This is a genomic window from Campylobacter sp. CFSAN122748, assembly GCF_045277125.1.
Taxonomy (GTDB): domain Bacteria; phylum Campylobacterota; class Campylobacteria; order Campylobacterales; family Campylobacteraceae; genus Campylobacter_D; species Campylobacter_D jejuni.
The window spans coordinates 188920-212177 of sequence record NZ_CP116953.1; the positions used below are offsets into that span (position 1 = coordinate 188920).

Below are 23258 nucleotides of genomic sequence, written 5' to 3' on the forward strand. Positions count from 1 at the left end.
AAATATCAGCTTAAAAACTTATATTTTCGCAAAATTGTATCACATCATTTTTAATGCAAATCAGATCAATCTGAAAATCCGATGAAATTCCATTTTTAAGATGATAAAATTCTATAGTTTTTAAAATTTTTTCAAGTTTTTTTCTATCCAAACGCTCGGAAACTTCATAATCATTTTGAGTAAATTTAACCTCTATAAAATGTAAAATTTCATCTTTTTTGGCTATTATATCGATTTCTCCAAATTTAGAATGGAAATTTCTTTTTAAAATTTCAAAGCCTTGTTTTTTTAAAAATTTACAAGCCTTATCTTCCCCTAAAATTCCATCTAAATAAGCTTTTACACCCATTATTCTATACGCATCATAAAAGGCTTGGTTTTTATAAAATCTTGTTTGCGTAAAATTTCAAGCAAATTTTGTATGCTTTTTTCATAAGTTAAATGTGTAGTAAAAAACAAAGTGCTGTAATTTTCATCATTTTTTTTAGGTTTTTGTAAAAAACTATCGATAGAAATATTATTTTCACTCATCAATTGTGTGATTTTAGATAAAATCCCTATTTTATCTTCAACTTTCACCCTTAAATAATATTTTGTATAAATTTCATCTTTGCTTAAAAGCTTGTATTCTAAAGTATTCACAAAACCAAGCATTGGTGCTTTTACCTGATCTCTTGCTATATCCATAAGATCTGAAATCACAGCACTTGCAGTGGCCTCTCCTCCTGCTCCTGCTCCATAATACAAACTTTCACCCAACAAATCTCCATTAATGCTTATAGCATTCATCACTCCATCAACTTTTGCAAGCATTTTTTCTTTATCTATCATAGTAGGATGCACCCTTAATTCTACTTTATTTTCACGCACCTTAGCTATACCTAAAAGTTTTATGGTAAATTCAAACTCATTAGCAAAATACATATCTTCAGGTGCAATTTCACTAATACCCTCGATCAAAATATCTTCAGGTTTAGCTTTAAGATTATAAGCGATACTTGATAAAACAAGCAGTTTATGTGCTGCATCTTGCCCTTCTATGTCAAAAGTTGGATCAGCCTCTGCATAACCTAAATTTTGAGCTATTTGCAAAGCTTGTTTAAAACTCATATTTTTTTGACTCATAGAACTTAAAATATAATTACTCGTACCATTTAAAATCCCTTTTATAGCCAAAATATTATTTGCACTTAAACCTTCTTTTAAAACCTTGATAATAGGAATTCCTCCAGCCACACTTGCTTCATAACCAAAAGCTAAATTTTTAGCCAAATTTTCAAGTTCATAACGATGATAAGCAAGCATAGCTTTATTTGCAGTAACAACAGCTTTTTTCTTTTTTAAAATTTCACTCACTATTTTAAAAGCTTCATCCACCCCACCCATTAATTCTACAAAAACATCTACATCAGCATTTAAAATTTCTGCAACGCTATGAGTAATTGGAATTAAAGCATTTTTTTTAGGACTTCTAGCAAGAGCGATCACAGGAGTTATGCTTTGCCCACATCTTGCACGAATAAGTTTATCATTTTCTAAAAGAAATTTAACCACCGCACTTCCAACAGTGCCATAACCAAGAATCGCTACTTTCATAACTTACTCTTTTAAATATTTTTTGATATTACGTGCAGCTTGGCGTATGCGATTTTCATTTTCAATTAAAGCAATTCTTACATACTCATCACCTGCTTCGCCAAAACCTACCCCAGGACTTACTGCAACACTAGCACGCTGTAAAAGTTGCTTTGAAAATTCTAAACTTTTTAAATGTCTTTTGCTTTCAGGGAGTTTTGCCCAAACAAACATACTTGCTCTTGGTTTTTGAAGTTTCCAGCCTGCATTTTCAAAAGCTTCAAGTAAAATGTGCATTCTTTTATCATAAGTTGCACGGATTTCATCTACACAAGTTTGATCTCCATCTAAAGCTATGGTAGCTGCTACTTGAATAGGTGTGTACATACCATAATCAAACCAAGATTTTATTTTTTTAAGCGCACTGACTAAGCGTTTATTTCCTACTACAAAACCCACGCGCCAGCCTGCCATATTGTAAGATTTTGAAAGAGTGTAAGTTTCTACCGCTACATCTTTTGCACCTTCAATTTCCAAAATAGAAGGAGTTTTATAGTTATCATAAGTTAAATCTGCATAAGCAATATCTGAAATAATATAAAATCTTTCTTTTTTTGCCGTTGCTATCAATCTTTCATAAAAACTTTTCTCACAAGTTACTGTTGTTGGATTATGCGGGAAATTAACAACGACATATTTTGGACGCGGGATGCTTTCATTTAAAGTTTTATGTAAATTTTCAAAAAATTGATTTTCATCAAGCTCAAATTTTTCATTATAAGCTAAAGGCATTTTTGCTACATTACCTCCTGCTATAATAAAAGCTTGAGTATGTATAGGATAAGCAGGAGTTGGCACAATAGCAACATCTCCAGGATTTATAATCGCTCTTGCAAGATTTACAAAACCCTCTTTTGAACCCATGGTAGCTACAACTTCATTTTCAGGATCTAAATTGACATTATATTTTCTTTTATACCAATTACAAATTGCTAAGCGAAGTTTATAAATCCCCATGGATGTAGAATATCCCGAGGTTTTATCTTTGTTAGCACTTTCACAAAGTTTATCTATAATGTGTTGTGGAGTTTTACCATCAGGATTTCCCATTGAAAAGTCGATGATGTCCTCTCCAGCACGTCTTGCTGCCATTTTTATCGCATTTACCTCTGCGAAAACATAATTTGGAAGTCTTTCTATGGTATTAAAACGGATTTCATCAAACATTTCTTAATCCTTTATTTTTTAAGTGTGATTTTTAAACCCCTGCGTATATTATCTAAACTATACATATCGCTTACAATAGCATATATAGCACCATTTGGAATAAGTTCTGAAAAATGATTATTTTTATTTTCGCTTTTTACTGCTTTAATTAGATTCAGATTTTTATCTAAAAAGAAGATTTTAGGAAACCAATTGTCTAAATCATTTGCATCAATAATCAAATTTGTAGCATTTTTTAAATCAAGCACATAGTCTTTAAGGGGTTTTTCTAATGATTTTGGAGTATTTAAATTAACATTTGTATTGGTTTTTAATACAGCATTGGAAAAATTTAAATCATATTCATAGTCATATGCTCCAATGCGCTTAATATTATCTATATAGACAGAATTTTCTTTTAAGAGATTGTAAAGCGTTCCAGGATCTAAAACATATTGAGATTCTACTTGTATGGTATAGTCAATATTTCCTTCTCTTAAAATCAAATCTGTAGGGATAAAATATATATATCCGGCATCTGTTAAAACATCGGATAAAATTTTAAAAAACATAACTTCATCAGCTTTTGCTTTAAAATTTAGTTTTAGACTTTGAGGATTTGATAGTGTTAAGGCAATTAAAGAATTGGTTTTTAATATTTGAGATATTTTTGCAATATCACAATTTCCATTATTATCTATGTAAGAATTATTTGAGAATAATAATTCTAGTTGAGAATTTTTACTAGGATTGTTTACTAAATTTTTTGCTAATTCAAGACTTGAGATTGCAAAAGATATATTAACCCAAAAAGTAAGAATAATAATTTTTTTTACCATTCTTTACCTTTATTTAATTTTACAAATTCAGCAGCTGAAATACTGGTAATTTTTCCATCTTTAATCAAGAAACGTTTTGAAATTCCTACAGGAAATTTTTGTTCTTTATTTTCTTGATCAAACATTGTTAAAGCTGCAGCCCCTGTTAAAATTAACTGATCTTTATCTAAAGAAATATTAAAATCTTTTTCTTTAACAAAGCTTGTTTTTTTAAGGCTTTTTAAATCTATCAAACCTATCCAAATCTTGGTAGAGGTTTTAAAATGTGCTTCTTTTAAAGAATCAGTTTTTAGTGTATTTGTGTCTTCTTGGATTTGGGTATTTTTTTCTTCATCGAGTAGAGTTGTGTTATTTTCACTGATATTATTTTCTATGCTTATGTTTTTATCATTTTCTTGTAATGAGGTGTTTTGGCTTGGTAAAACGCTCTCTGTTTGATTTGTTTCTTGTGCTTTATTGTTGTCTATAACAACAACATTGTTTCCACTTAAAGATTTTAAATTTTCTTGTGCTTGTCCTATTATGTCTATAACTGTTGCACTAGTATTATTTTGTTCATCTTTGAAAAAAGTTTTAAGTGTATCAAAATAATAAATTCCACTTCCTATAATCACTAAAACAATAAGAACAATCAAAAAAGGCCAAGCGTTAGAGGATTTTTGACTATAAGCATCTAGTTTTGGGGTTATCATTTTTGATTTTGTTTGTGGAGTAGGATTGTTTTCGTTAAGATAAGCTTCATACTCTTCGTTAAAATCACTAAAGTCGAGTTCGTATTCTCTGCTTAAAATTTTAACAAAACCTTTAACATTAAAACGACTTAAAACAGCAAAATTCTTTTCTACTAAAGCTTCAAGAAAATCAAGTTCAATTTGCGTTTTTGCTGCAACTTCTTTTAAATTTAATTCTTGTATTTTTTTCCAATTAAGCATTTAACATCCTATCACAAAGTATTGCAAAAGCAGCGCTGACATTAAGACTATCAAAATTATTTTTCATCGCAATGCCCACACATTCATCGCACTTTTTTATAATTTTAGAGTTTAAACCAAAACCCTCACTACCCAAAACTAAAACTTTTTTACCATTGCTTATTTTTACACTGTGAATTTCTTTTCCCGAGCCATCGCTCGCATAAAAATAAAAACCTACTTGTTTTAGTTCGTTTATTACACTTAAAGCATCGTTGCTTATTGCAATAGGTAAATCAAGAGCCGCTCCGCTGCTTGTGCGAATTACTCCTTCCATGGCTAATTTTTCACCAATAAAAATTAAAGCCCCAACCCCTAAAGCATAAGCTGTACGCGTGATAGCCCCTATATTTCCTACATCGCTAATTCCATAAAGCATAACAATAAAATCATTTTTTTTGATCTCATTTAAATTCGCAAAAGAACTTTCTTTAATATCTAGCAAAAAACCTTGATGATTTCCACCTTTCGCATAAGCTTGAGCAGTTTTAAAATCAAGTTTTTTGATTTTAAAACCTGATTTTGCGATTTTGGAAAAAGTAATTTTATCACATTCTTTTGCTAAATAAAGCTCATTGATACAGTCTTTATGATATTCTAAAATATAAAAAAATATTTGCTTCCCATAAACTATCATATTAAAATTTTACCTAATCTTGACTTAAAAGCAGTTTTTGATAAATTTCTTTTGCATTTTTTCCATTGATCTTTGATAATAATTTTGCTTTTGCTTTTAAAGACAGCTCTAAATCCATAATATCTTTTTCACAAAGAGTATTTTGCAAAAAATTTTGCTCTTTTGATTGCAGTACTACAACCCATTCACCGTTTAAATTAGACTTTTTTAAAATTTCAGAAAGCTCTTTAGCATTGCCTTTAAATTTTTTTTCAAATTTTTTACTGATTTCTTTAATCAAAAAAATTTCTCTTTGGCCGTCTAGAATCATAATCTGTTCTACTAAAGATAAAATACGCTTGGGGGATTCGTAAATAATACTTGGATAAGGAAAGTTTAAAATTTTTTCTATATCTTTTTGTCTTTCTTTGCCTTTATTTGCTAAAAAACCAATAAAGATAAATTCTTTTTGACAAAATGCTGAGCTTACAAGAGCAACTAAGGCTGCATTTGCACCTGGTAAAATTTCATAGGTGATATTATTTTCTTGTGCAAATTCTACCAAAGCCTTGCCAGGATCACTAATCCCTGGCATTCCTGCATCGCTTAAATAAGCTACATTTTTTTCAAATATCTTTAAATCAATACTTGCTAAAACTTCTTTTTCATTATGGGAGTGTAAGGCTATAAATTTAGAAATATGTATATCAGTATGAAATTTGGTATTTAATAACGAAATCAAAGACTTACTTACTCTTGTATCTTCGCAAAACACAAGATCGCAAGTCTTTAAAAGTTCTAAGGCTCTAAAAGAAATATCGCTTAAATTTCCTATGGGAGTAGGAATAAAATAAAGCATAATTATTGCATTGCGTATTTTTTCTTAAATTTCTCTACACGACCTGCAGCATCTACAATTTTTTCACTGCCTGTAAAAAAAGGATGGCAATTTGAACAAATATCTACTCTTAATTCTGCTTTGTTTGACTTTGTTGTAAAAGTATTTCCACAAGCACAACTTACTTTGCATTCTATATATTCTGGGTGAATTTCTTTTTTCATTAGTTTTCCTTAAAAATTAAAACAATAAGCCGTGATTATAAATTATTTAACATAAAAAAGAGATTAATTTAAGAAAAGTTAAAGCAAAATTTTTGAAGCTATAGCTATAATAGCTGTTTGACTTTTTAGAATATTAGAGCTTTTAAGAGAGATTTTCCGGTTAAACAATAATCTCTCATCATTGTTAAATCCACCTTCAGGACCTATAAAATATAATTCTTTTTCATCGAAATGACTTTGTTGTTCTCCTTGAAAATCAACCATAATTGCATTTGGAAATTTTTGAACAAATTCTTGAGTGCTTTGGTGGATAATTAAATCCATTTTAGTATTTCTACCGCATTGTTCACAAGAAGAAATAATGATTTTTTCAAATCTTTCTAAATCGATTTTAAAATTTCTTTGTGAAAAATTTGTAAAAACCAAATGTAACTTTTTTACTCCAAGTTCATTTAAGAAAGGTAGAGTTTTTTCTAAAATTTTAATATCTATAATGGCTAAGGCTAAGTTTAATTCACTTTGTTTTATATTTTGTGATTTTTTGTTTAAAAATTTTAAAGTGCAAGAATTTCTTGTTAAATTTGTGATTGTATAGTTGTAAAGAAAATTATCTTGTAAATTTCTAAGATTTAGCTCCGAATTTTCCTTTACTCTTCTTACTTTTAAATGGTTAAAGTTTTCACCTTGAAGTTGTATAAACTCTTCTCCAGCTTGCTTGTTATACAAAAATTGCATTTTATAGATATCTTTCTATTAAAAAAGGCAAAAACAATAAAAAAATTTCAAAAGGTAAAATCAAACAACTAATCCATCTAAAAGTGGCATATTTTCTAAATCTTCTTGCTTTTTTAAAACAAACAAAGTGAAAAATTGCTAAGGCAAAAATTAAGATCCAAGAAAAAATCATTACCCAGATATTGACATTCATTTGAAATTGTTTCATTGCTGATAACAAACAACCTGTAAAAATAATCAAAGCTAAAAATAAATAATAAATTGGTAAAAATAATCGTATTCTGCGAATAAAAATGAATTCGGTTTTAAAATTTCCTTGTGTTAGTATAAGATAAAAAAGCATTAAAAAACCGCTCGCATAAAGACTATAAAGATGTAAAGCTAAAAAGAATTCGTAACTTTGATCCATTATTTTCCTTTGTTTATAAAATCAGCTAAATTTTGAATTTGTTCATCACTTAAAAAACTATGGTTTTTATCTTTTATCGTTTTTATTTTTTGTATAAAAATTTTATTGCTCAAGGTTTTAATGGCCGTGCTGTTTTTAGGTTTTAATTCCCCTTTTTCTCCATGACAAGTGGCGCATTTTTGTTTATATAAAGAGTTGATAATACTAGGATTGACTTCATGTTCATCATCTGAACTTTGTGCTTCATCATCTACAGGTAAAGGCAGGTTGGAGTCACTTAATTCTGTTTTTTCATCGTTTTGTTCTATTTGGACTACTTCTTGATCTGTATTTTGAGTCTTGGAAATATTTTTTTCATCATTAGAACAGGCAGATAAAACTAATAAAAAAAAACTTAAGGCAATTAAAATTTTAGCTTTTTGCATTAAATCTCCTTTGGATTTATAAAAATTTCTTCATTTTTTAATTTGTTATAAAAATCTATATCATTCCATTCTGCTTTAATGCCATTGGAAAATTCTATGTCTTGAAGTGAAATTTTTGGCATTAGCTCACTATAGGCATCTTCTCTAAAACCTTGTGCATAACCTGTTCTTGTTTCATGAACAATGATGCTTTGTAAAGTCACTCCTTGTTCTCCATTTACCATTTTCGTTTGTTTTAATAAAGCATCTATAAGTATGAAAAATACACGACAAAAATTTTCAGCACTTACATTAACAGGCAGGCAAATCCAACGACTTGAATATTTTTTCATTTCTTCTAAATATTTTGCGTCATCATATTTAAAAAGAGTGATAGCATGATCAAAACTATCAATAATTTGGCGTATATAGGTTTTTAAAAGTCCAAAATCATAGACCATTCCAGCATTATCTAAATATTTGCTTTCAAGTAAAACTTCAACTTTGTAAGAATGTCCATGAATGCTACTTTTGCAACGCTTAGAAGAACAAAATCTAACAATGTGTGCGTTTTCAAATTCAAATAATTTTCTTATAATCATACACCCTCTTTATCGTTCCAAAGACGAATATGAATTCTATCAGAATAATTATAACCATTCTTAATACAAAATTCAGCAATTTTTTGAGCATTTTTTTTAAGGTTTTGCTCATTTTCACCCATAGGCATACAAAAAATTTGATTTGGAGCTTCTTTTAGAATTTCATTGATTTCTAAAAATGAATTATCAAGAGTATTGGCATCTAAAACAAATTTATAAAAACTATCTTTTGCGTAATTTTTAAATGCTTTTAAAGCTTTAAAATTTAATCGTTTATCTTTTTTTATCCCACTATTTTGGAGTTTAACGCTTAAAGCAAAAATACATTCTTTGTAAAAAGGATATCTATCAAAATCAATTTCTATGCTTCCATTGCTTTCAAAGTGTATTTCGAATTTATTTTTTAATAACATTTGGATAAATTCTATAAATTCAGGATTTTCATAATGGATTAATGGCTCTCCACCTGTGATAACAACTATAGGATCAAAGTCTTGTTTTAATTTTATCACTCTTTTTAAAAGTTCATTAGCATTTAAAGTTTCATAACTTTCTTTAAAATCTTTTGTGAAAACAGCTCTTATCGTGTCACATCCAATGAGAGTTTTATCGTTTTTTGATATTTTTACATTAAAACCTAAACAGTTGAAATTACAACCAGCAAAACGCATAAAAATAGCTAATTTTCCATTATATTTACCTTCTCCTTGAATGCTTAAGAAACTTTCAACAAGTTGCAAAATTAACCTCCAGTTTGATAAAAAGCACGAGATGAGGTTTCATTATCAACAACACTCCATTTATTTTTTTCTGGTTTATTTCTTAATACTTCTTGTAATATTTCTACAGCGGCTTTAATATCACCTTTTCGAACCGCTTCTTTTATGCTTAATGCTTCATCAAAATAAAGACAAGGTATTAACAAGCCTTCAGCACTTAAGCGTATGCGATTGCAAGAATCGCAAAATTCATGGCTATGAGGATCTATAATTCCAAATTCATAATCATCTGCCTTGTAAATACTCACAGGTGCTTTTTCATCTTTTTTTATAAGTTGAATTTGATATTTTTGACTCAAAATTTGTATAATTTCATCTCTTTTTAATCCTTGTAATTTACCATAAGCATGAGTATTTTCCATAAATTCTATAAAGCGAATTTGAGCTTTTTTTGATTTTGCAAATTCCAAAAGAGATATCAGTTCATCATCGTTTAAATTTTTAAGAGCTACAGTATTAAGTTTTACTTTCAAATCTAGATTTAAAGCTTCATCAATTCCAGATAAAACACTATCTAATATATCTTTTTGCGCAAGAGTTTTTGCTTTTTTGTGATCTAGGGTATCAAGTGAAATATTAAGTCGTTTAAGTCCAGCATTTTTTAGGTCTTTAGCAAAGTCTTTTAGTAAAAATCCATTTGTAGTTATAGCAAGGTCAATATCGCTTTTATAATCGTTAATCATTTTTATAAAAATACTTAAATCTTTTCTTAATAAAGGTTCCCCACCTGTTATACGGATTTTTTCAATTCCTTCGTCTATAGCTGCTTTAACAAATAAAAAAAGTTCTTCGAAGCTTAATAAATTTTCTTTTGGCTGATAATCGAAAGGAATTTTTGGCATACAATAAAGGCAGCGAAAGTTACATCTTTGTGTAACTGAAATTCTAAGATAATTTATCTTTCTACCGAATTGATCTATAAGCATTTATTTTCCATTCTATTTTATTAATTTCTTAAATTTTAAGACAAGTTCTACATTTCCAGTGCCAATGCGTAAATCTTTAGCGATTTGTTCTATGCTTTTTCCTTCTTTGAAAAGATTTTCTATTTTTTGTTCTTCTGTATCGTAATTTGGTGTAAGTTTAGCCATGCTTTGTGCTTTTTGTTCCAAATTTAAAAGACGATTTTGTTGTTCATTTTGAAAATCTTCTATGATATGTTCCATAGTTTTTAGTGTTCTTAAAACAGGAGTGATTTTTGAACTGATTTGTTTATCAAGTTCAATCATAATTTCTTCTTTTAAAAGAGAGGTTTTATAGTCTTCATCCTCTTCGCTATCATCTTTAACTCCTAATTCTTTACGAAAATAATGAAGTTCTTTGGTAATATCTTCTATCACATTTTGAAGTTTTGCTATTTTTGCATTATTTTCTCTTTCTTTGATATTCATGTAGGCTAGCATTGCAATTAAAAGCACAATTATAAAAACTAAATAAAGTACATCATCACTCATTCTTGGCCTTTCTTATTTCTTATCATATTTCTTTGGATTTCAACAACAAAAGCATCAAAAGCCATTTTGTCTTCAGGCTTAATTTTGATAATTTTTGCCAATGTTTGACTTTGAGCTTTGATAAAAATAGCTATTTTTTGATTATTTAAATCAAATCTTAAATAATATTCTTTATCTTCTTCTAAAATAGTATCCAAAAAATTTAGATACTCAAAATTTAAAGATTCTATTACCCCTTTTTGCTTAAGTGGTATAAGTTCTTTATTTTTATCTAAAGAATTTTCAAGCCTTAAAATATCTTCTTTTAGACTTAAAAGAAGATCAAAAATAATTTTTTCACCCTCGTCAAAATCAATGCGTAAAGCAAGTTTTTTCCATTTTAAAATTTGAGAAATTGCTCCAAGTTTTAGGTATTCTCCAAGAAAACGGTTATTTTCTATTTCACAACATTCTAAATGAGCTTCAAATCCTGCTTTAAAAAGTGCTAATTCCATAATAAATCAATCCAAATAAAAATAAAAAAGATAATACTTAAATAACCATTTAGAGTAAAAAATGCTCTATCAATATGAGCAAAATTCTTGTGAACAATTTTATGTTCCAAGGCTAAAATAATACCGCTTATAATTACCCCAATAAGTGCTATTTTTCCAAGTGCTACACCCCAAACTTCCCACACAAAAAGAAGCCAAAATAATACCGCTAAAATATGGCAAAAAGCTGATATAAATAAAGTAGCCTTTGAACCAAATTTAGCAGGAATAGAGTGAAGTCCTATTTTTTTATCATACTCCATATCTTGTAAAGAATAAAGCAGATCAAACCCAGCTGTCCAAAAAGTTACACCTAAACATAAAATAACGCTATAAATGTGAATTTCACCCATAATTATAACACTTCCTGCAATAGGCGCAAGTCCTAAACAAAATCCTAAAACTAAATGTGCTAAAGAACTAAAGCGCTTAAAAGCTGAATAAATAGCCAATACCAAAAGCACAGGAAAAGACAAATAAAAGGCCAAGGTATTAATAAAATAAGAACATGATATAAAAATAAGTGCATTAATAATGATAAAAATCCATACGCTTTTTCTACCTATTTTTCCACTGACATTAGGGCGATTTGCACAACGAGGATTATCCTTATCTATATCTTCATCCATTAAACGATTTGTAGCCATGGCAAAATTTCTTGCACTTACCGCACAAATAATGCCTAAAATCAACGCCTTAAAACCAAACCAAGCAGTGTCATTTGCAAGTTTTGATGCTACAATCATAGAGGAAAATAAAAAAGGCAAAGCAAAAATAGAATGCTTAAATACTACAAGTTCTAAAATATCTTTAAATTTTATCCAGAATGTGTTCATTTTTCTACTTTAAAATATTTTTTGCTATGATTTTACTAAAATTTTTATAAATTTTAGGATAAATATTAAAATGTTTTTTGAAATAGCATTAATAGGAACAACCGCGAGTGGAAAAACATACATAGCCAATACTTTAGCAAGAGAATTTAATGCTGTTGTTTTAAGTCTTGATAGTCTTTGTGTTTATAAAGAGATTAATATAGCAAGTGCCAAGCCTTCACAAGATGATCTTGCGAGTATAAAATACTTTGGGGTAAATTTATTGAGCGTGAATGAACATTTTAATGTTGAGTTATTCATAAGAGAATATCAAAAAGCAAAAGAATTTGCTTTAGCTAGAAATTTACCTCTAATTATAGTAGGTGGAACTGGATTTTATTTAAAAACTATGATAGATGGTTTAAGTGAAAAAACCTTAGAGTCAAAGAGTTCTTTAAATAACGATGAAATTTATGCTCTTTTATTAAATATTGATCCAAACTATAAAATAGAAAAAAATGATACTTATAGATTAAAAAAATGGCTGGGTATTTATGAACAAACAAGAGAAATTCCTAGTGAATTTTTAAAAAGAACACAAAAAACTGGGGTGCTTAAAGATATAGAAATTTATGAGCTTGCGTGGGATAAAGAAATTTTAAAAAAACGTATTAAAACTAGAACAAAAGAAATGCTTGATAATGGACTTTTAGATGAAGCAAAAATTCTTTTTTCTAAATTTGATCATAAACTTAAAGCATTAAATTCTATAGGTTTGAAAGAGTGTAAAGAATATTTAGATGGAGAAATTTCCTTTAAAGAGCTTGAAAATTTAATCACGATACATACTACACAACTTGCCAAAAGACAAAGAACTTTTAATAAAAAATTTCAAAGTAAAGCCTTGGAATTTGATAAAGCTTTAGCTACTTTAAGAATGAAATTTTCAATCGAAAAATAAATGTTCTATTAGAATTTTTACTCCTAGTATAATTAAAACCAATCCGCCTAAAAGTTCAGCTTTATTTTTAAGATAAATTCCAAATTTATTCCCTATTTTTAGAGCAATGATACATAAAATGAAGGTGATAATACCTATTAAAAATATAGCTAATAATAAATTTATATTTAAAAATGCAAAACTCACACCAACTGCTAGTGCATCGATACTCGTAGCAATTGCTAAAGCTAGCATGGTTTTAAAGCCAAATTGATTGGCATTACTATCGCAATTTTCATTTTCCAATGACTCTTTGATCATTTTTAATCCTATTAAAGAAAGTAAAATAAAAGCTATCCAATGATCAATACTCGCAATAAAAGATGCAAAAGTTATGCCTATAAAATAACCAATAGTTGGCATCAAAGCTTGAAATCCACCAAAATAAATTCCAACAATAAGATAATGTTTTAAATGTAGTTTTTTAACACTAAAACCTTTGCATAGTGATACAGCAAAAGCATCCATTCCTAAAGCACAGGATAAAAAAATAAGACTATAAAAATCCATAATAAATCCTAAAATTTTATAAAAAATTGAAGATGAAATTATAATTAAACAAAGATAAAAATCACATAATTTTGATATATTTAATTAAATTTTAAGAAATAAATATATATAATTCAATTTCATTTTTATTTTTTACTCCTTAAAAGTGGCCCATTCGTCTAGCGGTTAGGACATCGCCCTTTCACGGCGGTAACACGAGTTCGAGTCTCGTATGGGTCACCACTTTTTAATTTTTCTTTTAAAATAACAATTTTTTCATTTTTTCTATTGAAATTTAATAAATATTAATAATTTATTTTGTAGAATACGAATAGCTTTTGATATAAGTCTATTATAGACTTATATCAAGGCTGGGCATTATTGAGCTGGTGTTTCCTCTTTTGTTTTTTTGTGAGTTTTAGCTTCATGTTTTTTATCAGCTTTAGCTTTTGAATGATGAGCTTTTGTATGTGTTTGATTTACATCGCTTGGAGTATCAGCTGCAAAAACATTAGCTGCGAAAGCACCTAGTAATGCTGAGATTAGTACAACTTTTTTCATATTTTCCTCCTTATGAATAATTTTTAGTTGCAAATTAATTGTAATTATTAAAAATCAACAAATAGATATTTTTGTAAAAATATTTCAAAAAAATATAATTTTTTATAATATATTTAAATTATTATTAAAATATATTATAAATGTATCTTATTTTATTTAGGTTAAATAAATAGAAATTTTACCCACTAAGCTTTTAAGATATTTTTACTCTTTTTAATATTATTATGGTAATATTTTCAATATCAAACTAAAAATAAAGGAGAAATTATGTTTGAATTAAGAAAATTACCTTATGATACCAATGCTTTTGGTGATTTTTTGAGTGCTGAAACTTTTAGCTATCATCATGGAAAACATCACAATACTTATGTTACAAATCTAAATAATCTTATTAAAGATACTGAATTTGCAGGTAAAGATCTTGTAAGTATTATCAAAACTTCAAATGGGGGCGTATTTAATAACGCAGCTCAAGTTTATAATCATGATTTTTATTTTGATTGCATTAAGCCAAGTACAGGCTGTGGCTGTGGCGGTTCATGTCAAAGTATAGATGCTAATTTACAAGCGGCACTAGAAAAAGAATTTGGATCTTTAGAAAATTTCAAAGCTGAATTTATCAAAGGCGCTACAGGAGTTTTTGGTTCAGGATGGTTTTGGTTAGTTTATAATACTAAAAATCAAAAACTAGAATTTGTAGGTACTTCAAACGCAGCTACACCAATTACTGAAGATAAAGTTCCTTTACTTGTTGTAGATGTTTGGGAACATGCTTATTATGTAGATCATCGTAATGCACGCCCTGCTTATTTAGAAAAATTCTATGCTCATATTAACTGGGAATTTGTTGCAAAAGCTTACGAATGGGCTTTAAAAGAAGGCATGGGATCAGTTAGCTTTTATGCAAATGAACTTCACCCTGTAAAATAATTTAAAGGCATCAAAACGATGCCTTTTTTACTCTCCTAAGCTTGGAGTCATTTCGATAATCTTCCAAGGAAGTCCTTGAGAATTCAGCTCTTCCATAAAAGGCTTAGCGTCAAATTCTTCCATATTAAACACGCCTTTTCCTTGCCAAATTCCTTTAGCGATTAATTTCGTACCTATCATAGCAGGAACACCTGTAGTATAGCTCACAGCTTGCGCGCCAGTTTCTTTGTAACATTCTTCATGATTGCAAACATTATAAATATAAACTTGTTTGTCTTTTCCATCTTTTTTACCACGAATCACACAACCTATATTGGTATAACCTTTAGTGCGTGGTCCTAAACTTGCAGGATCAGGAAGCAAGGTTTTTAAAAATTCTATAGGAATGATTTCTTTACCTTGGTGTATCACAGGTTTAATCCCTAGCATTCCAACATTTTCAAGACATTTCATGTGAGTTAAATAACTTTGTCCAAAAGTCATAAAAAAGCGTATTCTTTTTAAACCTTTGATATTTTTTACCAAGCTTTCAAGTTCTTCATGATAAAGCAAATAGCTATCTTTCACTCCTACTTCTGGATAATCCCACTCCATTTTTATTTCCATAGGCTGCGTTTCTATCCACTTGCCATTTTCCCAATAACGCCCTTTAGCAGAAACCTCACGCAGATTGATTTCAGGGTTAAAATTCGTCGCAAAAGCATAGCCATGATTACCTGCATTGCAATCTAAAATATCTATATAAGAAATTTCATCAAATAAATTTTGCTGTGCATAAGCACAAAAAACATTAGTTACACCAGGATCAAATCCACTTCCTAAAAGTCCTAAAATTCCTGCTTGTTTAAACTCATCATTTCTCACCCATTGCTCTTTGTATTCAAATTTAGCTAAATCAGGATGTTCATAATTTGCCGTATCTATATAATCAATCCCTGCTTTTATACAAGCATCCATTAAACTCAAATCTTGATAAGGCAAAGCAACATTGAGTAAAATTTGCGCTCCTGTTTTCTTGATAAGTTCTACAACCGCATTGCTATCATCAGCATCAATTTGCGCTGTTTCAATTTGAACCCCTAAACGCTCTTTGATAAAAGTAGCGATTTCATCACATTTGCTTTTTGTTCTACTAGCTAAAGTGATTTTGCTAAAAGTATCAGAATTCATTGCGCATTTTACAGTAGCCACACGACTTACTCCACCTGCGCCTATGATTAAAAGATTTTTCATTCCTATCCTTCAAAAATTTTTTTGATTTTATCAAATTTAAACTAAAAATTGATAATATCAAAACTTATTTTCTCTTCTAAATCATAACTTGAGCTCACCAAAATAAAAAAAATTATATTTTTATAAAGTAATTTTAGCCTACAAAAAGCCCCTAAAAATTCTTTTTGTAAAATTTTAGCCTCAAAGCGATTTCCTATTTTAAGCTCTGCATAACCAAAAATATAATTTTTTGAAGCTATCCAAGCAAAAAATTCATCTTCTAAATCAAGTTTTTCTTCTATGATATTTAAATCAGGTAAAATTTGTGCACTTTTAAAATCAGGTTTAAAATAAAGCTCTTTAGGATTTGCATGAGCTAAAATTTTTCCTTTTTCTAAAAAAGCGATTTGATCAGACATACAATAAGCATCTTCAATATCATGAGTTACCATAATAGCCGTAATGCCTTGATTTTCTATCATTTTTTTCAATTCTCTTCTTAAATCCTGTTTTAAATTTTGATCCAAATTAGAAAAAGGTTCATCTAAAAGCAAAAGCTTACATCCTCTTGCCATAGCTCTAGCAAAAGCCACTCTTTGCGCTTGTCCTCCTGAAATTTCATCGATTTTTTTATATCTTAAATCTTCAATTTCAAAAGTTTTAAGCAAATGATTTAAAATTTGATTTTTATCTTTTTTATCATAAAGTGCAAAAAGTATGTTTTTCTCAACATTTAAATGAGGAAATAAAGCATAATTTTGAAACATCAAAGCCACTTCACCTTTGCAAGAAAACAAATCATAAGAACTAGCTTGTTCAAGCTTAGCAATAATCCTTAAAAGCGTGCTTTTTCCGCTTCCACTACCTCCTAAAATGCTTAAAAATTCTCCTTCTTTGACATGAAGATTGATATTTTCTAAAGCTTGTATTTTTCCAAAATTTTTAGATAAATTTTTAATTTCTAACATCATCTTTCCTTGTGATTTTATCCATCCAAACAACAACCATTAAAGAAAGAAAAACGATAAACAAGGAAGGCAAAGCTGCATCATAAATTCTTTCATCACTTGCAAACCAGAAAGCTTTAACACTTAAAGTTTCAAAGCCAAAAGGCGCTAAAATTCTACTTAAAGGAAGTTCTTTAATCGTATCAATAAAAACAATAATAAAAGCCAAAAATAAAAAATGTTTCATTAAAGGTGTGTGAATTTTAAAAAATAAAATAAAATAACTCGTTCTTAAATTTAAACTTGCTTCATCAATATTTAGATGAATTTTATTATATCCTCCCTCTAAAGAATAAATTGCACTCGCTAAAAAACGAATTATATAAGCAAAAACAAGAACAAGTAAAGAATTTCCCAATAAACTCATGTGAAAAAATTTATCCAAAAATACAAAAAGCACTATAATGCTAATCCCTAAAGCAGCAGCAGGTATAGAATAACCCAAAGAACTTATTTTTAAAATAAATAAATTAAAAAAATGATTTTTAACTATCCTAGAGCTAAACATCAAAAAATAAGCTAAAAAAGTGGTAATTAAAGCAGTGATTAAAGCTAAGATTATAGTTTGAAAACTGATAATATAAAATTGCGATTCAAAAAGCTTATGATCTTTTAGCCCCCAATAAACTAGCCAAATAAAAGGTAAAATAAAACCTACAAAAGCAATCATAAAACAATAAATACAGGATAGAATTTGTTTAATAGGATTTAATTTTCTTTTTTTGATAAAAAGAGCTAAATTTTGATTAAAACTATAATGATGTTTATTTTTATAATAATAATCCACATACATAATCAAAAATACAAAAAGCATTAAAATACCCGATAAAACACTAGAAGAATAAGAATCATTCAAATCATACCAGAGTTTAAAAATTCCAGCCGAAAAAGTATCCACTCCCAAATAAGCACTTGCACCATAATCACTCAAAGTTTCCATTAAAACCAATAAAGCTCCAGAAAAAATGGCAGGTCTTGCACTCAAAAGTGCCACGCGTGTAAAAATTCTAAATTCAGAATATTTCATGATTTTAGCTACTTCATAAGCCTCTTTAGCTTCACTTTTAAAAGCTGTTTTAGCAAATAAATAAATATAAGGATATAAAGAAATAGCCAAAACAAAAATAACACCATAATGATTGAAAAAATCTATCCTAAAGCCAAAATTTTCGTGAAAAAATCCTTGAAAATCCATAATTCCCACATAAACAAAGGCTAAAATATAAGCAGGTATGGCTAAGGGTAAAATGAGTAATTTTTCTAAAATTTTACAGAAATAAAAATCATAATTTGCAATCAAATAAGCAGAACTCACACCCAAAATCAAGCTTAAACACAATACTCCCATGCTAATTATAAAAGTATCTTTGATGAATTTTAAAAATAAATAATCAAAAAAATGACTCAAATTTTCTTTAATAGATGAAAATTGGGTTAAATCACTTGTATTAAAATTTTGAAATAAAATATAAAAAAGTTCAGCAAAAATACCAAAAATAGGTAAAGCAAGAAAAAGGGCAAGTAAAATTGCCCCGAGTTTATAGTATTTTAAGGTTTTATACATTATCTAAAACCGACTTCATCGTAAATTTTAACCGCTTCTTTAATATTTTCTGCTATCTTACTCACAGGGATTTGATCTTCTTTGAAAGTTCCAAAATCTTTTACCGTTTGGCGTAATTCTACATCATTTCTTATAGGAAATTCATAATTACTATCAGTAAGAATTTTTTGAATTTCAGGACTTAACATAAATTCCATAAATTTTTTAGCCGCATCTTGATTTTTACTTGATTTTGTCATAGCAATACCGCTAATGTTAATATGCGTTCCTCTATTGTCTTGATTAGGAAAAATAATACCCAAAGAATTCCCCACTTCTACATCTTTTGGATTTTTAGAATTCTTTAAAAGCCCTATATAATAAGTATTCATAACTGCAAATTTAGCTTCGCCTGCAAATACTTGTCTGGCTTGATCTCTATCCCCACCCTTTGGATTTGTCGCAAGATTTTCAAGCACACCTTTAGCCCATGCTTTAGCCTCTTTATTTCCGTCATTAGCTATAATAGATGCTAAAAGAGTTTTGCTATAAGGAGCTGTAGCACTTCTCATAACAATTTCTCCTTTAAATTCAGCTTTTGCTAAATCTTCATAATTTTTCATTTTGCTAATATCGATATTTGCGTTTTTGTTGTAAGCAATAATTCTTGCTCTTTTTGTAATCGCAAACCATTCTTTATCCTTATCTCTTAAATGAGCGGGTATAAATTCTTCTAAATATTTTGATGAAACAGGGGATAAAAGTCCTAAATTCTTAGCTTCTGTAAGATTTGAAATATCAGCTGTGATGAAAATATCAGCAGGAGAATTACTTCCTTCAAGAGAAAGTCTTTTAATAAGTTCTGAAGCTTTAGCTTGAGTATGATTGACCTTAATACCTGTTTTTTCTTCGAATTTTTTTATGATTTCAAAATCAGCATTATAATGTCTTGCTGAGTAAATATTAAGCTCACTAGCACCTAAAAATGAAACAGCTGTTAAAAACATAAAGAAGATTTTTTTCATATTTTATCCTTTAATTGAGAATTATACTCGGTTTTATTAAGATCTTTAAAATCGGTATGAGAATGTTCAGAGCAAGCAAAAGCAAAGCCAACGCATAGTAAAAATAAAATTATTTTTTTCATAGATATTAATTCCTTTTAGATATTTTGATAAGAAATATTAATATTAAAAAGTAAATATAAAGTAACTTAATGACTTTATAACTGATAAATATTTTCATTTTATTATAATAAATTTTGATATTAATTATAAATAATTAAATCTTAATATAAATATTTAAGAGTATTTTTATATATAAAATATTAATATTCAATATCAAAAATAAACGACTAAGAAAGTAACAATAATGACAAAATTTTATATTATACTAGGCACGCTATTTATAGGTTTTATATTTAATGCTTGTGCTGTTTTGCAAAAATCATCTCCACTTCAAGAAAATAAAGATTTTTATATACTTGATGCTTATACTCAAAAAAAGATTTCTTTTGAAGATATGATTTTAGAATTGCTAAAAGCAGATGTGATACTGCTTGGTGAAAAACATGATGAGGTTAAACATAAGATAAGCCAAGTTATGATTTTTAATGCTTTAGAAGGAAATTTAAGTTCTCAAAATATCAGCTTTGATGTAGCTTTAGAAATGTTAGCAAGCACAGAGCAAAATCACTTAGATAAAGCTTTTAAAAATAAAAAAAACATTAAGGCTAACGAACTTGCTAATGCCTTAAATTGGGATAAGGTCTGGAAATGGAAAGATTATGAGCAATTTGTCAATGTGGTTTTTTATTCAAAGTCAAAAATATTAGGTGCAAATCTTTCACGCTCAGAAATTACAAGTATTTATAATGGGGCTCAGCCCTTAAAAGGTTATGTTTCAACCACAAATGAAGTAAAAAAACAACTTTTTGACATTATATCCTTAAGCCATGAGTTAAATCCTGAAGAAAATAAAAAATTGCTAGATAAATTAGTAGAAATTCAGCAATTCAAAGACAGGCGTATGGCGGATGTATTGGTTCATCATCCAAATAAAGTTTTATTGCTAGCTGGAAGCTATCATACAAGTAAAAAAATAGGAATTCCTTTACATATACAAGATTTTAAAAGCAGTAAAAAAATAGTTGTAGTGAATTTAAACTATGGAGGAATGGATTTAAAAGACAGTGATTATACTTTTATTTATTATTAAGGAAAAATTAATGAAAAAATTAAGTTTATTTTGTGTTATGGGTTTATATTTTGCTAATTTTGCTTTTTCCGAAGAATTAGAATTTGATAGTCTTGAAATTTCAGGCTCAAAAATCAAAAATGATGAAAAACCCTTTGTAACTCCCGGAGCAACAAGCACAAGAGATAATTTAAATTCAAGCACTCAAAGTATAGATTCTATAGTGCGTAGTATTCCTGGTGCTTATACTCAAGTAGATCAAGCGCAGGGGGGGGGGTTCAGTAAATATTCGCGGTATGACAGGACTTGGAAGAGTAAATACACAAATTGATGGTGTAACTCAAACTTTTTTTGGTTCTGCAAGTGATGATAGCTTTCATGGGCAAATTGGAACTTCAAGTTTTACAGCTCCAATAGATAAAAATTTTTTAGTCGCCTTAGATGTTAATCGTGGAACTTTTAGCGGGGCAAATGGAGCTAATGCTTTAATGGGTTCGGCTAATTTTAGAACTATAGGCGTAGATGATATAGTACAAGAAGGAAGAGTTTTTGGTTTTTTGGGAAAATACTCTTATGGTAGCAATGCTATAGGACCTAATTTTATGGGTGCTATAGCAGGAAAAATTATGTTAGAAAATAATGCTAATTTAGGCATTTTATTTGCTTATAGTGGGCAAAATGTTTCTCAAAATTATAAAATCGGAGGTGGAGGCTATATAGGCGATCAAAAACCCCCATTTGACACTGATGATGGCACTCCAGATGATAATTTAGCAGCACCTATAAATCCAAACAATCTTTATAATCAGCCTAGAAGTCAGCTCTTTAAAGTAGAATACAAATCTGATATCAGTGAGGCGATTTTAAACTATAGAGCTTATAATAACAATCTTGCGGGTAGAAAGATTACAAATGATACTTATCAAATTGACTATCGTTTAAATCCTGATTCTAATCTTTTGGATTTAAAATTTTTATTTGCTTATAATGATGGAAAGCAAAAGTATAATCAAGACAAGACTTGGGGTTATCACAATATGAGTGGAATTAAAACTAAAAATCGAGCGGTAACTTTTGATCTTAGCAATACCATGAATAAAGAATTTTCACAAGATTCAAATTTGTATTTTACTTATGGGGTTAATATTTTAAATAATCATTATAGCAATGATTTTCCAGAAGATAGAGTGCTTTTGCCTTATATTTTGACTAGTTTTTATCCTAAAGGAAAACAAGATATTAAAACCTTTTATTTGGATACGAGTTTTACAAAGGGAATTTTCACCCTAAATTCTAATGTCAATTGGATCAATGCACAATTAAGTGGATATAAGGGAGTTTGTAGTATGGCTAATTCTTATTGTCAGCCAAAAAATGCGACAAATTTAGAAAAGGATTACAATAATTTTAATTATTTTTTAATGCTTTCAGCAGATATCCATCCACTTTTTAATCCTTTTATTTCTTATTCTAAAAGCCATAGAATCCCAAATGTCCAAGAGTATTTTTTTACCCATGATGTAAATGAGGGGGAGCATAATATGAACACATTTTTAAGGGCTGAAAGTGCAAATACTTATCAAATCGGTTTTAATTCTTTTGCACATGAAATTTTAAACAATAATGATACTTTAGGTTTTAAAGTGCTTTATTATGATACTAAGGTAAAAAATTATATTTATAATAGAAGATATTGGCTAAAAGCTGACAAAGCTATTTTTATTATGCAATTAAATGATGATGAAAAAGCTAAATTTCATGGAGTTGAGCTTGAATTCAAATATGATACAGGATTTTTTTATTCTATACTATCTTATACTTATCAAAAATCCAAGCATAAATTTTCAGATACAGAATCTTTAGAAACAGGTGGAGCGCAATCAGGCCAAAGCCAATTTGCTCAACTTCCAGAGCATTATGCTAATCTTGATATGGGTGTAAGATTATTTGAAGAAAAACTGACTCTAGGAGCTCTTGCCAAATACACAGGAAAAGCAAAGAGAATAGCTCCTGTAGGCAGTTTGGAAGATGATCCAAATAATCCTGATGCTATGGCTCCGCTTAAAACTACAGATAAATTACCAAAAATACCAACTATCGTTGATCTTTATGCAAATTATAAAATTTTGAAAAACTTTACAATCAAAGCAGAGATACAAAATTTATTTGACAAAAACTATATGGATGCGCTTTATACTTATAATACTGGTGATAGTCAAAATGTTGGAGGGTTATTTAATCCTATTTATATTTATAATAATTCTGCTCGCGGTCGTACTTTTATAGTAAGTTTTGAATATAAATATTAAGGAATATACAA

The 23258-nt window shown here is 28.7% G+C and carries 27 protein-coding genes, 1 tRNA gene and 1 pseudogene; 5 read left to right on the top strand and 24 right to left on the bottom strand.

The genetic code is table 11. The features are described from left to right. Positions 1–10: 10 nt before the first annotated feature. The 17 genes from OT390_RS01005 to mqnP form a co-directional block, all read right to left on the bottom strand. Positions 11–349: a YraN family protein gene (locus OT390_RS01005; RefSeq protein WP_002851874.1), complete on the bottom strand. Its 339-nt coding sequence runs from the start codon at positions 347–349 to the stop codon at positions 11–13. After that, positions 349–1596 carry a homoserine dehydrogenase gene (locus tag OT390_RS01010; RefSeq protein WP_002851705.1) on the bottom strand — a complete coding sequence of 416 codons (1248 nt, stop codon included), beginning with the start codon at positions 1594–1596 and terminating at the stop codon, positions 349–351. Before OT390_RS01010 ends, OT390_RS01005 begins: the two co-directional genes overlap by 1 nt. A gap of 3 nt (positions 1597–1599) precedes the next feature. Then, entirely contained in the window at positions 1600–2802 is a 1203-nt protein-coding gene (locus OT390_RS01015; protein ID WP_002867932.1) for an LL-diaminopimelate aminotransferase, read from the bottom strand. Between the two features lie 11 nt (positions 2803–2813). Further along, a complete protein-coding gene (locus tag OT390_RS01020) occupies positions 2814–3620 on the bottom strand; it encodes a hypothetical protein (protein WP_002873411.1) in 807 nt (268 codons plus the stop codon). Next, positions 3614–4552: a membrane protein gene (locus OT390_RS01025; RefSeq protein ID WP_002854357.1), complete on the bottom strand. Its 939-nt coding sequence runs from the start codon at positions 4550–4552 to the stop codon at positions 3614–3616. The genes OT390_RS01020 and OT390_RS01025 overlap by 7 nt, the downstream gene beginning before the upstream one ends. Continuing rightward, positions 4545–5228: a 23S rRNA (guanosine(2251)-2'-O)-methyltransferase RlmB gene (gene rlmB / locus OT390_RS01030; protein WP_044258376.1), complete on the bottom strand. Its 684-nt coding sequence runs from the start codon at positions 5226–5228 to the stop codon at positions 4545–4547. The genes OT390_RS01025 and rlmB overlap by 8 nt, the downstream gene beginning before the upstream one ends. A gap of 13 nt (positions 5229–5241) precedes the next feature. Then, positions 5242–6066: a 16S rRNA (cytidine(1402)-2'-O)-methyltransferase gene (rsmI, locus tag OT390_RS01035; RefSeq protein WP_052775315.1), complete on the bottom strand. Its 825-nt coding sequence runs from the start codon at positions 6064–6066 to the stop codon at positions 5242–5244. 2 nt (positions 6067–6068) lie between these two features. Further along, positions 6069–6269: a 50S ribosomal protein L31 gene (gene rpmE, locus OT390_RS01040; RefSeq protein ID WP_002860655.1), complete on the bottom strand. Its 201-nt coding sequence runs from the start codon at positions 6267–6269 to the stop codon at positions 6069–6071. 78 nt (positions 6270–6347) lie between these two features. Further along, positions 6348–7004, bottom strand: coding sequence for a 16S rRNA (uracil(1498)-N(3))-methyltransferase (locus OT390_RS01045; protein WP_002851903.1), 657 nt, complete (start codon positions 7002–7004; stop codon positions 6348–6350). 1 nt (position 7005) lies between these two features. Next, positions 7006–7413 carry a membrane protein gene (locus OT390_RS01050; protein WP_002851635.1) on the bottom strand — a complete coding sequence of 136 codons (408 nt, stop codon included), beginning with the start codon at positions 7411–7413 and terminating at the stop codon, positions 7006–7008. Next, entirely contained in the window at positions 7413–7838 is a 426-nt protein-coding gene (locus OT390_RS01055) for a cytochrome c (protein WP_002867930.1), read from the bottom strand. The genes OT390_RS01050 and OT390_RS01055 overlap by 1 nt, the downstream gene beginning before the upstream one ends. Continuing rightward, positions 7838–8419 (bottom strand): 6-carboxytetrahydropterin synthase, encoded by a 582-nt coding sequence (locus tag OT390_RS01060; RefSeq protein WP_002858675.1) that lies wholly within the window; start codon positions 8417–8419, stop codon positions 7838–7840. Before OT390_RS01060 ends, OT390_RS01055 begins: the two co-directional genes overlap by 1 nt. Continuing rightward, the gene (locus OT390_RS01065) at positions 8416–9159 is read right to left on the bottom strand and encodes a 7-carboxy-7-deazaguanine synthase QueE (RefSeq protein ID WP_002899315.1); all 744 of its coding nucleotides are present in this window, start codon (positions 9157–9159) and stop codon (positions 8416–8418) included. The genes OT390_RS01060 and OT390_RS01065 overlap by 4 nt, the downstream gene beginning before the upstream one ends. A gap of 2 nt (positions 9160–9161) precedes the next feature. Next, positions 9162–10124: a GTP 3',8-cyclase MoaA gene (gene moaA, locus OT390_RS01070; protein WP_002860653.1), complete on the bottom strand. Its 963-nt coding sequence runs from the start codon at positions 10122–10124 to the stop codon at positions 9162–9164. Positions 10125–10136: 12 nt separating this feature from the next. Beyond that, positions 10137–10652 (bottom strand): DUF6115 domain-containing protein, encoded by a 516-nt coding sequence (locus OT390_RS01075; RefSeq protein WP_002851715.1) that lies wholly within the window; start codon positions 10650–10652, stop codon positions 10137–10139. Beyond that, complete coding sequence (locus tag OT390_RS01080; protein ID WP_002851641.1) at positions 10649–11146, bottom strand: hypothetical protein; 498 nt, start codon at positions 11144–11146, stop codon at positions 10649–10651. The genes OT390_RS01075 and OT390_RS01080 overlap by 4 nt, the downstream gene beginning before the upstream one ends. Next, positions 11137–12021: a menaquinone biosynthesis prenyltransferase MqnP gene (gene mqnP, locus OT390_RS01085; RefSeq protein WP_002859371.1), complete on the bottom strand. Its 885-nt coding sequence runs from the start codon at positions 12019–12021 to the stop codon at positions 11137–11139. The genes OT390_RS01080 and mqnP overlap by 10 nt, the downstream gene beginning before the upstream one ends. A 70-nt stretch (positions 12022–12091) precedes the next feature. On the opposite strand from mqnP, the gene miaA reads away from it, so the two are divergent. Beyond that, positions 12092–12961, top strand: coding sequence for a tRNA (adenosine(37)-N6)-dimethylallyltransferase MiaA (miaA, locus tag OT390_RS01090; protein WP_002851982.1), 870 nt, complete (start codon positions 12092–12094; stop codon positions 12959–12961). Here the strand turns inward: miaA and OT390_RS01095 are convergent. Then, positions 12947–13510, bottom strand: coding sequence for a manganese efflux pump MntP family protein (locus OT390_RS01095; RefSeq protein ID WP_002867928.1), 564 nt, complete (start codon positions 13508–13510; stop codon positions 12947–12949). The genes miaA and OT390_RS01095 overlap by 15 nt on opposite strands. A gap of 147 nt (positions 13511–13657) precedes the next feature. Here OT390_RS01095 and OT390_RS01100 point away from each other — a divergent pair. After that, a tRNA-Glu gene (locus tag OT390_RS01100) sits at positions 13658–13732 on the top strand. Positions 13733–13867: 135 nt separating this feature from the next. Here the strand turns inward: OT390_RS01100 and OT390_RS01105 are convergent. Further along, the gene (locus OT390_RS01105) at positions 13868–14050 is read right to left on the bottom strand and encodes a hypothetical protein (RefSeq protein ID WP_032586622.1); all 183 of its coding nucleotides are present in this window, start codon (positions 14048–14050) and stop codon (positions 13868–13870) included. Between the two features lie 267 nt (positions 14051–14317). Between OT390_RS01105 and sodB the strand changes: the two genes are divergently transcribed. Continuing rightward, complete coding sequence (gene sodB, locus OT390_RS01110; RefSeq protein WP_002851662.1) at positions 14318–14980, top strand: superoxide dismutase [Fe]; 663 nt, start codon at positions 14318–14320, stop codon at positions 14978–14980. Positions 14981–15007: 27 nt separating this feature from the next. On the opposite strand, the gene OT390_RS01115 is transcribed toward sodB, so the two are convergent. The 5 genes from OT390_RS01115 to OT390_RS01135 are packed head-to-tail and all read right to left on the bottom strand — an operon-like array spanning position 15008 to position 19895. After that, positions 15008–16213, bottom strand: a complete 1206-nt coding sequence (locus tag OT390_RS01115; protein ID WP_032586624.1) for a saccharopine dehydrogenase family protein — start codon at positions 16211–16213, stop codon at positions 15008–15010. A gap of 41 nt (positions 16214–16254) precedes the next feature. Next, positions 16255–17163, bottom strand: a complete 909-nt coding sequence (locus OT390_RS01120) for an ABC transporter ATP-binding protein (protein WP_010891842.1) — start codon at positions 17161–17163, stop codon at positions 16255–16257. Next, positions 17147–18763, bottom strand: a complete 1617-nt coding sequence (locus OT390_RS01125; RefSeq protein ID WP_002852018.1) for an iron ABC transporter permease — start codon at positions 18761–18763, stop codon at positions 17147–17149. Before OT390_RS01125 ends, OT390_RS01120 begins: the two co-directional genes overlap by 17 nt. Continuing rightward, positions 18763–19767 carry a Fe(3+) ABC transporter substrate-binding protein gene (locus OT390_RS01130; protein WP_394535983.1) on the bottom strand — a complete coding sequence of 335 codons (1005 nt, stop codon included), beginning with the start codon at positions 19765–19767 and terminating at the stop codon, positions 18763–18765. The genes OT390_RS01125 and OT390_RS01130 overlap by 1 nt, the downstream gene beginning before the upstream one ends. Beyond that, positions 19764–19895, bottom strand: coding sequence for a lipoprotein (locus OT390_RS01135; RefSeq protein WP_002859376.1), 132 nt, complete (start codon positions 19893–19895; stop codon positions 19764–19766). Before OT390_RS01135 ends, OT390_RS01130 begins: the two co-directional genes overlap by 4 nt. Positions 19896–20113: 218 nt before the next feature. On the opposite strand from OT390_RS01135, the gene OT390_RS01140 reads away from it, so the two are divergent. Together OT390_RS01140 and OT390_RS01145 are read left to right on the top strand one after the other, a co-directional pair. Then, entirely contained in the window at positions 20114–20959 is an 846-nt protein-coding gene (locus OT390_RS01140; protein WP_032587472.1) for a ChaN family lipoprotein, read from the top strand. A gap of 10 nt (positions 20960–20969) precedes the next feature. Next, positions 20970–23247: pseudogene (locus tag OT390_RS01145) on the top strand (TonB-dependent receptor domain-containing protein). Positions 23248–23258 lie beyond the last annotated feature (11 nt).

Excerpts from the sequence above, each read along its gene's own strand:
- miaA (WP_002851982.1), top strand. The coding sequence starts at position 12,092 with ATGTTTTTTGAAATAGCATTAATAGGAACAACCGCGAGTGGAAAAACA.
- OT390_RS01020 (WP_002873411.1), bottom strand. The coding sequence starts at position 3,620 with ATGGTAAAAAAAATTATTATTCTTACTTTTTGGGTTAATATATCTTTT.
- OT390_RS01115 (WP_032586624.1), bottom strand. The coding sequence starts at position 16,213 with ATGAAAAATCTTTTAATCATAGGCGCAGGTGGAGTAAGTCGTGTGGCT.
- rsmI (WP_052775315.1), bottom strand. The coding sequence starts at position 6,066 with ATGCTTTATTTTATTCCTACTCCCATAGGAAATTTAAGCGATATTTCT.
- sodB (WP_002851662.1), top strand. The coding sequence starts at position 14,318 with ATGTTTGAATTAAGAAAATTACCTTATGATACCAATGCTTTTGGTGAT.
- OT390_RS01120 (WP_010891842.1), bottom strand. The coding sequence starts at position 17,163 with ATGATGTTAGAAATTAAAAATTTATCTAAAAATTTTGGAAAAATACAA.
- OT390_RS01055 (WP_002867930.1), bottom strand. The coding sequence starts at position 7,838 with ATGCAAAAAGCTAAAATTTTAATTGCCTTAAGTTTTTTTTTATTAGTT.
- rlmB (WP_044258376.1), bottom strand. The coding sequence starts at position 5,228 with ATGATAGTTTATGGGAAGCAAATATTTTTTTATATTTTAGAATATCAT.
- OT390_RS01130 (WP_394535983.1), bottom strand. The coding sequence starts at position 19,767 with ATGAAAAAAATCTTCTTTATGTTTTTAACAGCTGTTTCATTTTTAGGT.
- OT390_RS01060 (WP_002858675.1), bottom strand. The coding sequence starts at position 8,419 with ATGATTATAAGAAAATTATTTGAATTTGAAAACGCACACATTGTTAGA.
- OT390_RS01045 (WP_002851903.1), bottom strand. The coding sequence starts at position 7,004 with ATGCAATTTTTGTATAACAAGCAAGCTGGAGAAGAGTTTATACAACTT.
- OT390_RS01125 (WP_002852018.1), bottom strand. The coding sequence starts at position 18,763 with ATGTATAAAACCTTAAAATACTATAAACTCGGGGCAATTTTACTTGCC.
- OT390_RS01080 (WP_002851641.1), bottom strand. The coding sequence starts at position 11,146 with ATGGAATTAGCACTTTTTAAAGCAGGATTTGAAGCTCATTTAGAATGT.
- OT390_RS01015 (WP_002867932.1), bottom strand. The coding sequence starts at position 2,802 with ATGTTTGATGAAATCCGTTTTAATACCATAGAAAGACTTCCAAATTAT.
- OT390_RS01075 (WP_002851715.1), bottom strand. The coding sequence starts at position 10,652 with ATGAGTGATGATGTACTTTATTTAGTTTTTATAATTGTGCTTTTAATT.
- OT390_RS01005 (WP_002851874.1), bottom strand. The coding sequence starts at position 349 with ATGGGTGTAAAAGCTTATTTAGATGGAATTTTAGGGGAAGATAAGGCT.
- moaA (WP_002860653.1), bottom strand. The coding sequence starts at position 10,124 with ATGCTTATAGATCAATTCGGTAGAAAGATAAATTATCTTAGAATTTCA.
- OT390_RS01050 (WP_002851635.1), bottom strand. The coding sequence starts at position 7,413 with ATGGATCAAAGTTACGAATTCTTTTTAGCTTTACATCTTTATAGTCTT.
- OT390_RS01025 (WP_002854357.1), bottom strand. The coding sequence starts at position 4,552 with ATGCTTAATTGGAAAAAAATACAAGAATTAAATTTAAAAGAAGTTGCA.
- OT390_RS01010 (WP_002851705.1), bottom strand. The coding sequence starts at position 1,596 with ATGAAAGTAGCGATTCTTGGTTATGGCACTGTTGGAAGTGCGGTGGTT.
- OT390_RS01095 (WP_002867928.1), bottom strand. The coding sequence starts at position 13,510 with ATGGATTTTTATAGTCTTATTTTTTTATCCTGTGCTTTAGGAATGGAT.
- OT390_RS01140 (WP_032587472.1), top strand. The coding sequence starts at position 20,114 with ATGACAAAATTTTATATTATACTAGGCACGCTATTTATAGGTTTTATA.
- mqnP (WP_002859371.1), bottom strand. The coding sequence starts at position 12,021 with ATGAACACATTCTGGATAAAATTTAAAGATATTTTAGAACTTGTAGTA.
- rpmE (WP_002860655.1), bottom strand. The coding sequence starts at position 6,269 with ATGAAAAAAGAAATTCACCCAGAATATATAGAATGCAAAGTAAGTTGT.
- OT390_RS01105 (WP_032586622.1), bottom strand. The coding sequence starts at position 14,050 with ATGAAAAAAGTTGTACTAATCTCAGCATTACTAGGTGCTTTCGCAGCT.